We start from the raw sequence: 12,942 nt of genomic DNA, 5'->3' as shown, positions 1-12,942 counted from the left end.
GTCTCCTTCCCGACGGACACGGACCTGATCACCGCATCGTTCCGCCGTCATTGTAGTGCGGTGAAGCTGCTCTGGGGCGCTATCGCCGGGGGAGAATCCGGGTGTCGCGACTCATCCGTACCGCCGCCCCACAGCGTCTAGTCGGATTCGAGGAGTTCGCCGACCCATCTGCGCAACGAGGGCCCGTACTCGGGGTGGTGGATTCCGTAGTCGACGCACGCCCGGATGTACCCTCCGGGGTTCCCGAGATCATGGCGGCGTCCCTCGTGGATGACGATGTGCACGGGATGTCCCTCGGTGATCAGGAGCTCGATCGCGTCGGTGAGCTGAAGCTCCCCACCCTTGCCTGGTTCGATCCGGCGCAGCGCATCGAAGATCGCCCTGTCGAGCAGGTAGCGTCCGGTGGCGACGAAGGTCGAGGGGGCGTCCTCCTGAGCAGGTTTCTCGACCATGCCGAGGACACGCTTCACGTCACTCGCATCGGTGTCGATTTCCTCGATGTCGAACACGCCGTAGTTGCTGACCTGGTCGGGTTCGACCTCGAAGGCGCAGAGCACGCTGCCGCCGAGTTCGGCACGGACCTCGGCCATCCGTTCCATCACCCCGGTGGGGAGGACGAGATCGTCGGGGAGCATGACGGCGACGACGTCCTCATCGTCATCCAGCACGTTCTCCGCGAGCCCGACCGCGTGTCCGAGTCCGAGGGGTTTGTCCTGCTCGACCGGCACCGCGCGGATCAGTGAGGGGGCGCGCCGCACCTTGTCGAGCTGTTCGTTCTTACCCCGTTCCTCAAGGGTGCGTTCAAGTTCGGGGTGTTCCTGAAAATGCGCGAGAACGCCCTGTTTTTTCGGGGCGGTGATCACCGCGAGCCGGGAGGCCCCCAGGTCGGCCGCCTCCTCGGCGATCAGTTCGATCCCGGGCGTGTCGACGACCGGTAGCAGTTCCTTCGGGACAGTCTTCGTCGCGGGCAGAAAACGGGTGCCCAACCCCGCTGCGGGGACAACAACCGTCTTCACCGCATGCTTGTGCATCTTCATCGGCTTGCTCATACTTTGAGCCTACCGGCCCCGTATAACGAAACGGACAACGGATACCCGAGTGGGTGATTAGGATCATTTGACATGGATATTCGGACGCCGGAGACGACTTCCGGCACACTCGCCACCCCCCGGGAGGTGAAGGAGGGACTCCGCCGCTCGATCCTGGATGCCCGGGCGACCACACCCCCCGAGCGGCGCCGCATCCTGGATACCCGTCTGGTCGAGGGCGTCCTGCAGCTGATCCACTCCGACGACCCGACCGCGGTCGCCGCGTACTCGCCGATGTCGGGTGAACCGGGTGGCGGACAGTTGGTGGGGGCGCTGCTGTCGGTGCTTCCCGGCATCTGGTTGCCGGTGAGCGGAGCGGCCGGTCGACTCAGCTGGGCCTTCTGTGAGTCAATCGGAGACCTGCACCGGGGCAGATTCGGGATCACCGAACCTGCCGGCCCCGCAGTGGAGACGCTCCCCCGGGATGTGGAGCTCCTGCTGTGTCCGGCGCTCGCATGCTCGGTGGACGGGGTTCGGCTCGGCAGAGGCGCCGGTTACTTCGATCGCGCACTGGCGGGTGCGAGCCGGAACCGGTGCAGGATCATCGCATTGACATACGATTCAGAGTTGCTTGATCGCCTGCCCGCGGAAGCGCACGACGAACCTGTGGACGGGGTCCTCACACCGGGCGCATTCCACAACTGCGTGCCGTCGACCGCGGATCCGGGAACCTCCGACGGTCCCGGAGTGTCCCACGGGCATGAGACTCCCCGGCAGAACAAGGTGTGAGACAGCTAGGGCCGACCGGATCCAGGGGTGGCCCTCCCCAGTCATCCGGGCGCTGACGCCGGGCTGGCGGCGTAGTCGGATGATCCGACGGTCAACGGCTCTGGCGCTCGTGGTGTTAGCTGCGGTCACCGCGATCTCATCGACCCGGAGCGACGATCCGTGGGCCGTCACGCTGGCAAGTCCGGTCACCGCGGGGGCGGAGCTGCGCCGTGAGGATCTGGAACTGGTCCGGGTCCCACCCGGTCTGCACCCGGAGGGAACCCTCGAGTCCGTCGATGCGGGCGTCGGACGGATCGTCGTGACCTCGGTTGACCCGGGACAGATCCTGACGACGACGCTTCTGATCGACCCCGGTGCGACGGCACGGATGTTCGGGGGAACCGATCACGGCTCCGGACACGGCGGACCGACCATGGTCCCGCTCCGGCTCGCGGAACCCGCGGTCGTCCCCTTCCTCGTCCACGGCGATACGGTCACCGTTCTCTCGGCCGGCGACGAGGGCCCGGGCGCACACACCGACCCCGCTGGACCGGGGGTGGATGCGGGTTTCCACGTCATCGCCACCGGAGCACGTGTGATACTGACGGCACCTCCGGGCGATCACGGAGGTCAGAGCGCCGCCACCGTTCTGCTGGCCCTGCCGGAGGAGGACGCGCGGAGGGTCGCGGCCGTGTCGCTGACGTCCCCCGTCACGGTCGTTCTGACCGGTCCACGGGCGACTGGGGCGGGAAAACGGTCCTGAGCCATCTAGAGTGTTCACGTCGCCTCAGCGACGAAGACCGTGTTTTTCACCTAACTAGGAGCTACAGACCTTCATGCTTAACGGTTTCAAGAATTTCATCATGCGGGGCAATGTCGTCGACCTCGCGGTTGCGGTCGTTATCGGTTCGGCATTCACCGCGATCGTCACCGCCTTCTCGAACAACCTCATCAATCCGCTGCTCGCCGTGTTCGGCGGCACCGACTACGCCGGCCTCGGTTTCCACCTGCGCCCGGGCAACGACGCGACGTTCATCGACTTCGGGGCGATCATCACCGCCGCGATCAACTTCCTCATCATCGCGGCGGTGATCTACTTCGTTCTCGTCGCCCCCATGAACCGGATCAAGGAGATCCAGGCCGCGCGTGCCGGAAAAGAGGACGAGGAGACTCCGGCACCTGTGGAGGTGGAGCTCCTCACGGAGATCCGCGACCTGCTGAAGGAGCAGGGCCACGGCCCCACGGCGGAGCGCCTGGGCTAGCCCCAGTGCGGCGGACGTTGGCTCCGCCAGTATGTTTCATCGAAGCCCTCGGACACGGAAGCGTCAGATCCGCCCTGCCCGGGGGCTCCCGTGATGCGGCGGGTCACCGACGCCCTGTCGACCGAACGGTCGATGTGCTCAGCGGTGGACGGTCTGACCACCCGGCGACGTCGGCGTGAGGGTGTGGGCATGCTCACTCCACTAGTCCATCGACCATGCCTGGAGCTGATCGATGATGTGGTGGACCAACGGTCCGAGTGTCGCCATTCCGTCGCGGATCGCCGCCCTGGAGGGGGCGAGGTTGACGATGACGGTCGACCCCGACACCCCGGCGATACCTCTGGATGTGCCGGCGTCGATCGCACCGCACGCCAGTCCGGAGGCACGCAGTGCCTGGGCGATTCCGGGGAGAATCTGATCGAGGACGGCGCGCGTGGCGTCGGGTGTCTTGTCCCGGGGACCGACCCCGGTGCCGCCGACCGTGATGACCAGATCCGCACCGCCGACGACGGCGGTTTCGATGGCCTTGCGGATCGTGCTCTTGGTCGAGGTGACCTTGACCACGGCGTCGACCGTGAATTGATCCTCCTGGAGCAACTCGGTGACCAGACGATCGGTGTCGTCGCGATCGTCTGCGATCTGATCCGTGACGAGAACCACGAGTGCCCGACGGGGAGCCGGAAGAGGCCGGTTGCCTTCGGCGGCCTTCAGGAACTCCGGGTCCGGCTCACCGAAATCGTCGAGGACGCTGCTGTCGGGGGCCAGGTTGTTGTCCATGTCCTAGGAGTGTACTTTCTCCGCACCAGCGGCGTCGATTGATCGTTTCATTTCGGCGGACGTTGGCGGTCTCCGCCGATCAACTCTCGGTCAACGTGACCTCGACGTCCCGACTGGTCCGGTTCTCCGGATCAGCCACCTTCAGTGTGACAGTTTCACCGAACTCATGCGAGCGAATCGCGGCGATGAGTGCATCGTTGCTGTCGATCACCCGGTCATCGACTTTGAGCACCAGCTCACCGGGGCGCAGACCGGCTTTCTCCGCGGGACCACCGGGGGTGAGTGACTCGATGAGACCACCCCGGTACCGCGACTTCTGGGCGAGCAGCACCCCGAGTAGCGGGTGTGTCACCACGCCGGTGTCGATGAGCTGCTGGGCGATACGCCGGGCCTGGTTGACGGGGATGGCGAAACCGAGCCCGATGGACCCCGCCTCGCCGCTGGCGGTGGAGGCGATGACGGAGTTCATCCCGATCAACTGCCCCTCCATGTTCACCAGGGGCCCACCCGAGTTGCCCGGATTGATCGCGGCATCGGTCTGGATCGCGTCGATGAGGGAGGACTCCCCGCGGTCGCCACCGGCGCGCACGGGACGGTTGAGCGCCGAGACGATGCCCGTCGTCACCGTCGCGCTCAGGCCGAGCGGCGATCCTATGGCGACGACCTGTTCACCCACCGTCAGGTCGTCCGAGTCACCGAAGGTCATCACGGGCAGGTCCTTCGCGTCGCGGAGCTTGATGACCGCTATGTCGGTCTGGGCGTCGGTGGCGACGATGTCAGCGAGGTACGAACGGTCGTCATTCAGGTTGACCCTGATCTCCGCCGGTTCGCCGACTCCCGTGACCACGTGGTTGTTGGTCAGGATCATTCCGTCCGCGGAGATGATCGATCCGGACCCCTCCCCCGCTTTGGTCGGTCCGGTGACCTCGATGGAGACCACGGCGGGCAGTACACTGGCCGCGACGTCCTCGACGCTTCCGGCCGCCGGCAGGCTGGTCCGGTGGGCGGCGGGTTCGTTGAGGGCGTTCACCTGCGGCGTGGATGGAACAGCCTGCTGACCGTCCCGGCTCACCACCACCCCGGTGATGGTTCCGGTGAGTATGGCGGTGGTGAGCATGAGCGCGGTCACCGGGACGACGCCGAGCCCCTGCCTCTTGTCTGACCGGTGCCGCCGCGCCTGCGGCTCCGGGGGCGTCGGGGGCACGCCCCGGGTGGGGAAACCACCCGGGGGCGGTGGGGTCTGCCCGCTCCCCGTCTGCTGCGGATACGGCGCTGCGGTCTCGCCCGAGGCCCCCCGGCCCGGGTGCCACTGTGCGGCGCCGTCACCGGTGCCGGCGAAGCCCGATCCTGTGATGCCGTACGGGTTGCCTGTTGAACCACCCGTGACCTGGTTGCGGTCGAAGCTGTCGTTGTTCATGGGTCCGATTATCGTCCTTGCTTCTGTACGTTGACTGTGAGTCAACTGTAGATCGGTTGGATACCTGCGTCAGATCAGCTGTCGGCGCCGTCGTCGACGGTGGGCGTGCCGGGGAGGGTGACCCGCATCATCGCTCCCCCGTCGTCGGATTCCTCGGCGGCGATGGTTCCCGCGTGTCGTGCGATGACCTGCGCGACGATCGCGAGACCGAGTCCCGATCCCGGCATGCTGCGCGCGGCGATGGACCGGTAGAAGCGTTCGAACACCTTCTGTCGGTCCTCCACGGGAATCCCCGGGCCGGAGTCCGAGAAGCGGACCTCGATCACCCCTTCCCGTATCTGCTCCATGTCGATCCGCACCTCGCCGCCCTCGGGTGACCATTTCGCGGCGTTGTCCATGAGGTTGAGGGTCGCCCGCCCCAGGGCGAAGGGATCTCCGTAGAGGAACCACGGTGTCGAGTTGAACGTGAAGGTGACGTCCGGCCGACGGCGGCGTACCCGCTCCAGGGAGGTCTCCATGCACTCGACGAGATCGATGCACTCGACTATCTGCTGTGGTCCGTCCTCGCGGGCGAGATCGACGAGATCCCCGATGAGGGTCGACAGTTCCTCGATCTGGGCGATGACATCGTGCTCGAGGTCCCTCCGGTCCTGCGGACTGATCGAGGCACCCCCCCGCCTGTCGACCATCATGAGCAGCTCGACGTTGGTGCGCAGACTGGTGAGCGGCGTCTTCAGCTCGTGTCCCGCGTCCGCGACCAGCTCCGCCTGTCGACGACGCGACGCCGACAGTGCCGCCAGCATCCCGTTGAAGCTGCGGGTGAGCTGGGCTAGCTCGTCATTGCCCACCACCGTGATGGGCCGGAGATCATCGGTGCGGGCGACGTAGTCGACGGCCTGCCGGAGCCGGCTGACCGGACGGAGTCCGGTCGTGGCGACGACCATACCTGCCGCGATGGCGATGAGAACCCCGATGCCGCCGATCAGGAGCAGCACCAGCCCCAGCGATGAGATCAGCTGGTGGGTGCCGCGCATGTCCTGGGCGAGGATGACGGTTGCACCGATCTTGTTCTGCCGGGCGAAGATGCGCTCGTCCCCGCTGCTGCGAACGGAGACCTCACGACTGCCCTGGAGAACGTCGACCTCATCGAGGATCGGGACGCTGTCCCCGATGGGTTTCACCGACCCCGGTGGGTAGTAGGCGACCCGGATGTCGGGGTTGTAGGTCTTGAACGCCGCGACCTCGACCGCGGGATTGTAGACGAAGGCGGGGTCGAAGCTGTTCTGCAGCAGCGAAGACGCCTTGTCCTCGAGCTCCTGGTCCACGTGCCGGGTCAGGGAGGTGGACACCGTCCAATAGGCGACGACGGTCATCACACCGACGGCCACCGCGACCATGACCGCGGTGACCAGTGACAACTGCCATCGTAGCGGGGCACGCCGGGACCAACCGGCGTGCGTCTGTTCGAGTGGATCCGGCCCGTCGGCCCCCATAGCCGGGCCGGAGTCCGGCGTCGGCGTACGGAGAATCACGGAGCGGTCTCCCGGAGGACGTAACCGACGCCGCGGACCGTGTGGATCAGCCTGGGTTCACCGTCGGCCTCCGTCTTACGACGCAGGTAGCCGATGTAGACCTCGAGAGCGTTACCGGAGGTCGGGAAATCGTAGCCCCACACCTCTTCCAGGATCGACGCCCTCGACAGCACCCTCCGGGGATTGCTCATCAGCAGCTCGAGGAGGGCGAACTCCGTCCTGGTCAGGCTGATGGAACGTTCGCCCCGGGTCACGTCCCGGGTATCGGGATCCAGCCGGAGGTCCTCGAACTCGAGCTCCCGCGAACCGACGCTGTTCACAGCGTCCGCGGCCGCACGCCGGAGCAGTGACCGCACCCGGGCGAGAAGCTCCTCGAGTGCGAAAGGTTTCGGCAGGTAGTCGTCGGCCCCCGCGTCCAGACCGGCCACCCGGTCCGAGACCCCGTCCCGGGCCGTCAGCACGAGGATGGGGCGATCATCACCCGTGGAACGCAGGCTGCGGCAGACCTCGAGACCGTCGATCTTGGGCATCATCACGTCAAGAATCACGAGATCGGGCTGTTCCCTGGCGATCAGCTCGAGCGCAGCCTCACCGTCTTCAGCGAGCAGGACGTCGTACCCGTTGAAGGAAAGCGAACGCCGCAGCGACTCACGGACCGCCTGTTCATCATCTACAACCAGAATCTTCATGCACCCATTGTGCCCTCATCACATGTGTTTTCGCTGAGCATCCTCCACGCACGCCGCGGGATGCGCTCTGACGTGGGAGAACACCGCGCCCTAATGGCATGAGCCTCGATCAATCCGGTTCCGCGACGCCTCGGGACACGGAGACACACCCCGGCCGGGGACATGAGAAACCCGCCCCCGCAACAGATGTGCGGGGGCGGGTCAAGGCAACGCCTCTCGACAGTGGTCGAAGGAGCGTTACCTCAGAACTGCTCGACCTCGACGAGGCCCAGCTGCGCGGCCTTGACCAGACGGCGCGGGATCAGGTGCTCGCGGCCGTCGATCTTGACCTCCTGGAGGGCGACATTGTCGGCCTTCCACTGAGAACGACGGTGGTGCGTGTTGGCACGGGACATGCGACGCTTCGGAACTGCCATTTTCTATTCCCTCCTCAAGCCTTCTTGGCGCGACGGGCACGGGACCCGTAGCGACGCTGGAACTTCTCGACACGGCCGGCGGTGTCCATGACGCGCTGCGCACCGGTCCAGAACGGGTGCGACTCGCTGGTGACGTCGACGACGATGAGCGGGTACTCGTTTCCGTCCTCCCACTCAACGGTGCGCTGGCTCTTGGCGGTGGAACGGGTCAGGAACTTGTGACCTGTGCCCGCATCCTGGAAGACCACCGGATGGTAGTCGGGGTGGATATCCTTCTTCATTCTCATCCCTTTAAGATCACGTACGTGTGCTGATCGGCGTACCGCGCTCTGGGAGCGCGGAGTGCAGCCGCTGACAGATACTGGTACTAACGGTGCCCGCAGGCCTGCCACGCCACCTCGACGAGCGACGTCATCCGGATGAACCGGCGCCGTACCCGCCCACGCTGGTGACACCCCCGGCCAGATCTGCGGCGACCGTTCCGGGGGCATACCGCGGCGCAGCCGTGTATGCATCGGTGAATCCTACAACGTAGAACGCCGAATACCGAAATCCCGGAACGACGGAGCCCGATACTCCTTAAATAATAAGAAGGGCGAGCCGCCACCGCAGAGGGTCCGCCCGCACATCCTGACGGATACCCGGACCGACCCGAACCATGGATTCAATTCGACCCGCCCATACTAGTCGTCCCCTCGTGGAGATTGCAAGGACGCCGTGGCGCGGCACAGCGGACACCGGCGGATACACCGGGCCGGACCGGCCCCGGGAGCGGCGACACCCCGGGAGTCGCGACCGGGAACACAGGTTTTCCGCGTACCCCCACGAACGGCCCGGACGTCGGCACGGCCGGGACGACGCCCCCGAACACCGGAACAGCCGATACCGGGAGTCACCGGATGACCCGGCGGCGGGCCCTGCGCCACGGCCGCCCCCACCCACAGTCCGGTAGCCCCCCCCGAAAGCCCTGCGGCCTCAGCCGACCGGCGAATTAGGCAAAAGTTCGTCTTGGCGGTATGGTTGTCCCTTGCTGTTGTCGAAATATTCGTTATCGCCCGCACATCTGTCATGGCCGCGCCCCGCTTCCCACCTGTTCAAGCAGGTCAGCGAGGCGGAGCGGCTGCGGTCAGCGTTGTAGCCGGGCGGCTAGGAGAAAGAAACCCATGTCGGCTATTTGCCAGGTCACGGGACGCAAGCCGGGTTTCGGCAAGTCCGTCTCGCACTCGCACCGGCGCACCAACCGCCGTTGGAACCCCAACGTGCAGCGCCGCAAGTACTACCTGCCCTCTGAGGGCCGGACCATCACGCTCAACGTGTCCACCAAGGGCATCAAGGTCATCGACCGCGACGGCATCGAGGTCGTTGTCGCCCGTATCCGAGCTCGCGGAGAGAAGGTCTAGAGATGGCACGTAATGACATCCGTCCGATCATCAAGCTGAAGTCCACCGCGGGCACCGGCTACACCTACGTGACGCGCAAGAACAAGCGCAACAACCCCGATCGCATCACGCTGAAGAAGTTCGATCCGATCGTCCGCAAGCACGTCGAATTCCGCGAGGAGCGATAATTCATGGCCAAGAAGTCAAAGATCGCCAAGAACGAAAAGCGCAAGGAAATCGTCGCCCGCTTCGCGGAGCGTCGCAACGAGCTCAAGGCCATCATCAAGAACCCGAACTCCTCCGACGAGGAGCGCATGGATGCGCAGTACGAGCTGAATCGCCAGCCCCGTGACGCCTCCCCGGTTCGCGTCCGTAACCGTGACGCCGCTGACGGCCGTCCCCGCGGTTACCTCCGCAAGTTCGGCCTGTCCCGTGTCCGCGTCCGTGAAATGGCTCACCGCGGTGAGCTCCCGGGCGTCCGTAAGTCCAGCTGGTAAGGGAGTAGCGAAATGAAGCGCACCAACATGAAGAAGGCGCGGATGGAGCAGTCCCGCCGCCCCAAGAAGAACCCGCTCAAGGCCGCCAAGATCGACCGCGTCGATTACAAGGACATCGACACCCTGCGGCTGTTCATCTCCGACCGTCACAAGATCCGGTCCCGCCGGGTCACCGGCCTGACCCCGCAGCAGCAGCGTCAGGTCGCGACCGCGGTCAAGAACGCACGTGAGATGGCTCTTCTGCCGTTCACCAGCCGCTAGATCGAGGATTCATCGGGGGACCCGCAAGGGTCTCCTTCCGCAGCCGCCTGAAAAGGGCGTCTATGCGATGACAGCGAACTTTTGCCGCTGACCACTCGTGACACGGCCAAAGTAACGTCGGCGCACAGCCGTCGTGAACAACCGGCCCGCAACAACCACCCCTTCACCGGGTAGTGGCGCTTGCGGGCCGGTTTTCGTGTCCCCGGGCCCGGATCCGCCGTCGATCACGGGTGTCACCGGTCGGTGCTGGTAAATTGAGTCGGAAGATCCTCGAACACATGACCATCCCGGAGGACGACACCGTGCTGCATGATTCACTCACCGACCTGGCTGAACAGGCCCCCCTGTGCACTTCAGCGGCAACCGTGCGAGGGGTACTGACGGAGTCGCACGATCTGCTGCGCAACGCCCTCAACCACGGTGCCGATGTCCTGGAGGTCACCCGCTGGTACACGACCCTGGTGGCTGACACCCTCCACAGCCCGGGCGCGGAATCACTGACCCGGGGCTCGGAGATCGTCGTCACGGGCCCGTACAGCCGTGGGTCCGGGACACCGACGGCGAAGCTCCACTGGTTGACGATTCTCCCGTCCGACGCGGAGGACACCACCGGTGACCCCTCCACCGAGCTCGCCGCACTCGTCGCGGAATCCGGAGTCCTGCTCGGATACCTGCCCGGGTCGATGGGGCCCGCAGGCAGGGCCACATGGTCGGCCCGCATCGACGCCGCGGCCGGAACCGGTGACGGAGCCGCGCTCGGATGGCTCGCGGACGCCGGTGACTGGTTCACCCGGGCGGTCATCGAACGCTGCCGGGACTTCACTCCCCTGCTCGCCGAGGCGGTGGCGCACAGGCCTCCGGCGGTGCGGTCCCGGGAAGGCCTTCCGCGCAAGGACGTCGCGATCGACGTCCAGGGGCAGTTGCTCACCCCTCTCGGCCAGATCGCCCGCTGGGCCGGAATCGCCGCCGGGTGCACCCAGACCGGTGTGCCAGAGAGAATCGGCGCCGCACGGGCGGCCGGGGTCCTGTTGTCCTCCGAGGCGGACTATCTCCTCGAGGCATGGGAGGCCGGACTCGAGTTGACGCTCACCCGGTGGCTGGAGCGGGTGCAGGATGAACCGACGACCCTCGACATGCTCCCCCAGCTTCAACGCTCCACCTTCGGCGCAGCGTGCCGCATGCTCGCGGACGTCACCCGGTCCACGGCGGAACGCCACGGTGTCGACACCCGGGAACACGGCAGGGACGCATGACGACCTCACCCGGGAGATGCCGGTGCGCCCCGGGCTCACCGGCTAGACTCTGGAGATCCATGGTCCTCGAAAAAGAAAGGCGGGTGAGCTAGATGGCTGGCACTGTCGGACGGCCACGCAAGAACAGCCCCCGCCGCCGGGGGAGCACGGCCCGGGAGGAGATTCTCGACGCGGCCGCGGAGCTGTTCACCACCCAGGGTTTCGCAACGACCTCGACGCACCAGATCGCCGATGCGGTGGGGATCAGGCAGGCGTCGTTGTACTACCACTTCCCCTCGAAGACGGAGATCTTCCTGACGCTGCTGCAGTCCACGGTGGAACCGTCGCTCGCTCTCGCCGAGCGGCTCGAGGCCTCGGATGCGGGCCCGGAGCTCAAACTCTGGGCACTCGTCGCCGCCGAGGCACGGTTGCTGCTCTCCACCCGCTGGAACGTCGGCCGGCTCTACCAGCTGCCCATCGCGTCGTCGGCCGAGTTCACGGACTTCCACGGTCAGCACCGCGAGTTGAAGGAGATCTTCCGCTCGATGGCGGCGGAGCTGAGAGGTCGCGATGATCAGCGCATCGAGCTGCCGTTCTATCTGGCGCAGTCCGCGACGGAGATGCGGAGCAATGACGGTGTGGTTCCGTTCCCGTTGTCCGCGGAGACCCTTCCCCCGACCGCCGTGATGCTCGCCGACGCGGCGCTGACGGTCCTCGGCGGTCTCGCCCCGGCGGACCGGGTCTCCCGGACCCTCGAGCTCCTCGTCACCGGCTGAGACCCGGCCCCGGGCACCCTATCCCGCGCGAGCCACCAGGCGGTGGGCCTGGGCGATGAGCGGCGCGTCGATCATCTCACCGTCCATCTTGAACGCACCGGGATGTCTCCGCGCCTCCTCGACGATCCTGCGGGCCCGCTCCAGCTGGGCGGGCTCGGGGGCGTAGGCGCGGCGGACGACCTCGATCTGCCGGGGATGGATGCATGCGGTGGCGGCGAACCCGGACCGGGCCGCATCGGCGGCCTCCTCGTAGAGTCCGCGGTCGTCGTTGAAGTCCGCGTGCACGGCGTCGACGGTGAATTTACCGGCGGCCGCCGCGTGCATGTGCATGAGGGAGCGGGCCATCAGCATGGTGTCCCGGTAGCGGCCGGGCCGGTCCTCGGGAGCGCCCTCGTCAGGCTGCACCCGGGAGTGCGTGCCGCCGAGATAGGCGCAGAGATCCTCGGCACCCCAGTACAGCCCCACGACATCGGGGTCCGCCGCGAGTGCGCCGAGGTTGAGGACGGCCTGCGGCGTCTCGATGAGCGCGATGATCCGGAAACCGCGCACCTCGTCCGGGATCCGGTCGGTCACCTTCGGGACGATGACGGTGCGGTAGTCGGTTTCCCGGATCGCCCTGACATCGTCGGCGAACCCGGGATCCTGCGGACCGCAGACCCTGGCGATCGTCCGCCGTGGGTCCAGGCCCGAATTGATGATGTTGCGTCGCCCCTCCTCACGGGAGACCGAGCCCGCCCCGTCCTCGAGGTCGAGGATGACCATGTCCGAGCACGCCGCCGCGCGGCCGAAACGTTCAGGGCGGTTGGCCGGGGCGAAGAGCAGTGCGGGGCCTGTGATCACGGGGTCCGGTGCCCCGCCTTGTCCGCTGGTTCCGGTCATCATCGGTCCTCTCGCACTCGGTGGCGCGG

18 protein-coding genes are annotated in these 12,942 nt (G+C 66.4%); 9 read left to right on the top strand and 9 right to left on the bottom strand.

The window, feature by feature from the left end; genetic code table 11:
• Nucleotides 1-137: 137 nt before the first annotated feature.
• Complete coding sequence (locus KRX55_RS05540; protein WP_218406788.1) at nucleotides 138-1,049, bottom strand: UTP--glucose-1-phosphate uridylyltransferase; 912 nt, start codon at nucleotides 1,047-1,049, stop codon at nucleotides 138-140.
• 72 nt (nucleotides 1,050-1,121) lie between these two features.
• Here KRX55_RS05540 and KRX55_RS05535 point away from each other — a divergent pair, with 72 nt between their 5' ends.
• The 3 genes from KRX55_RS05535 (at nucleotide 1,122) to mscL (ending at nucleotide 3,058) form a co-directional block, all read left to right on the top strand.
• Complete coding sequence (locus tag KRX55_RS05535; protein ID WP_218406787.1) at nucleotides 1,122-1,817, top strand: 5-formyltetrahydrofolate cyclo-ligase; 696 nt, start codon at nucleotides 1,122-1,124, stop codon at nucleotides 1,815-1,817.
• A gap of 79 nt (nucleotides 1,818-1,896) precedes the next feature.
• Complete coding sequence (locus KRX55_RS05530; RefSeq protein WP_218406786.1) at nucleotides 1,897-2,559, top strand: SAF domain-containing protein; 663 nt, start codon at nucleotides 1,897-1,899, stop codon at nucleotides 2,557-2,559.
• Nucleotides 2,560-2,632: 73 nt separating this feature from the next.
• Nucleotides 2,633-3,058 (top strand): large conductance mechanosensitive channel protein MscL, encoded by a 426-nt coding sequence (gene mscL / locus KRX55_RS05525; protein ID WP_218406785.1) that lies wholly within the window; start codon nucleotides 2,633-2,635, stop codon nucleotides 3,056-3,058.
• On the opposite strand, the gene KRX55_RS05520 is transcribed toward mscL, so the two are convergent.
• The 7 genes from KRX55_RS05520 to KRX55_RS05490 form a co-directional block, all read right to left on the bottom strand.
• Nucleotides 3,055-3,249, bottom strand: a complete 195-nt coding sequence (locus tag KRX55_RS05520; RefSeq protein ID WP_218406784.1) for a hypothetical protein — start codon at nucleotides 3,247-3,249, stop codon at nucleotides 3,055-3,057. The two genes, mscL and KRX55_RS05520, sit on opposite strands and share 4 nt — an antisense overlap.
• A gap of 10 nt (nucleotides 3,250-3,259) precedes the next feature.
• Complete coding sequence (locus KRX55_RS05515) at nucleotides 3,260-3,835, bottom strand: MogA/MoaB family molybdenum cofactor biosynthesis protein (RefSeq protein ID WP_218406783.1); 576 nt, start codon at nucleotides 3,833-3,835, stop codon at nucleotides 3,260-3,262.
• A gap of 79 nt (nucleotides 3,836-3,914) precedes the next feature.
• Nucleotides 3,915-5,252 carry a S1C family serine protease gene (locus tag KRX55_RS05510; protein WP_218406782.1) on the bottom strand — a complete coding sequence of 446 codons (1,338 nt, stop codon included), beginning with the start codon at nucleotides 5,250-5,252 and terminating at the stop codon, nucleotides 3,915-3,917.
• 74 nt (nucleotides 5,253-5,326) lie between these two features.
• Complete coding sequence (locus KRX55_RS05505) at nucleotides 5,327-6,784, bottom strand: HAMP domain-containing sensor histidine kinase (protein ID WP_370625759.1); 1,458 nt, start codon at nucleotides 6,782-6,784, stop codon at nucleotides 5,327-5,329.
• Nucleotides 6,781-7,473 carry a response regulator transcription factor gene (locus tag KRX55_RS05500; RefSeq protein WP_218406781.1) on the bottom strand — a complete coding sequence of 231 codons (693 nt, stop codon included), beginning with the start codon at nucleotides 7,471-7,473 and terminating at the stop codon, nucleotides 6,781-6,783. Before KRX55_RS05500 ends, KRX55_RS05505 begins: the two co-directional genes overlap by 4 nt.
• 242 nt (nucleotides 7,474-7,715) lie before the next feature.
• Nucleotides 7,716-7,889 carry a 50S ribosomal protein L32 gene (rpmF, locus tag KRX55_RS05495; RefSeq protein ID WP_200259629.1) on the bottom strand — a complete coding sequence of 58 codons (174 nt, stop codon included), beginning with the start codon at nucleotides 7,887-7,889 and terminating at the stop codon, nucleotides 7,716-7,718.
• Between the two features lie 14 nt (nucleotides 7,890-7,903).
• The gene (locus KRX55_RS05490; protein ID WP_198735423.1) at nucleotides 7,904-8,170 is read right to left on the bottom strand and encodes a type B 50S ribosomal protein L31; all 267 of its coding nucleotides are present in this window, start codon (nucleotides 8,168-8,170) and stop codon (nucleotides 7,904-7,906) included.
• Between the two features lie 882 nt (nucleotides 8,171-9,052).
• Here KRX55_RS05490 and rpmB point away from each other — a divergent pair.
• The 6 genes from rpmB (at nucleotide 9,053) to KRX55_RS05460 (ending at nucleotide 12,034) form a co-directional block, all read left to right on the top strand.
• Entirely contained in the window at nucleotides 9,053-9,289 is a 237-nt protein-coding gene (rpmB, locus tag KRX55_RS05485; protein WP_198735422.1) for a 50S ribosomal protein L28, read from the top strand.
• Nucleotides 9,290-9,291: 2 nt separating this feature from the next.
• A complete protein-coding gene (gene rpmG, locus KRX55_RS05480; protein WP_010187624.1) occupies nucleotides 9,292-9,456 on the top strand; it encodes a 50S ribosomal protein L33 in 165 nt (54 codons plus the stop codon).
• A gap of 3 nt (nucleotides 9,457-9,459) precedes the next feature.
• Complete coding sequence (rpsN, locus tag KRX55_RS05475; RefSeq protein WP_198737577.1) at nucleotides 9,460-9,765, top strand: 30S ribosomal protein S14; 306 nt, start codon at nucleotides 9,460-9,462, stop codon at nucleotides 9,763-9,765.
• A 12-nt stretch (nucleotides 9,766-9,777) separates the two neighbouring features.
• Entirely contained in the window at nucleotides 9,778-10,026 is a 249-nt protein-coding gene (rpsR, locus tag KRX55_RS05470) for a 30S ribosomal protein S18 (RefSeq protein ID WP_198735420.1), read from the top strand.
• A gap of 278 nt (nucleotides 10,027-10,304) precedes the next feature.
• Nucleotides 10,305-11,279, top strand: coding sequence for a putative nucleotidyltransferase substrate binding domain-containing protein (locus tag KRX55_RS05465; protein WP_218406780.1), 975 nt, complete (start codon nucleotides 10,305-10,307; stop codon nucleotides 11,277-11,279).
• A 92-nt stretch (nucleotides 11,280-11,371) separates the two neighbouring features.
• Entirely contained in the window at nucleotides 11,372-12,034 is a 663-nt protein-coding gene (locus tag KRX55_RS05460; protein WP_218406779.1) for a TetR/AcrR family transcriptional regulator, read from the top strand.
• A gap of 18 nt (nucleotides 12,035-12,052) precedes the next feature.
• On the opposite strand, the gene KRX55_RS05455 is transcribed toward KRX55_RS05460, so the two are convergent.
• Nucleotides 12,053-12,913: an HpcH/HpaI aldolase/citrate lyase family protein gene (locus tag KRX55_RS05455; protein ID WP_218406778.1), complete on the bottom strand. Its 861-nt coding sequence runs from the start codon at nucleotides 12,911-12,913 to the stop codon at nucleotides 12,053-12,055.
• Between the last annotated feature and the right edge of the window lie 29 nt (nucleotides 12,914-12,942).

The organism is Corynebacterium sp. TAE3-ERU16, assembly GCF_019209935.1.
GTDB lineage: Bacteria > Actinomycetota > Actinomycetes > Mycobacteriales > Mycobacteriaceae > Corynebacterium > Corynebacterium antarcticum.
The sequence above is the reverse complement of the archived record's forward strand: the minus strand, read 5'-3'. Positions and strand labels throughout refer to the sequence as shown.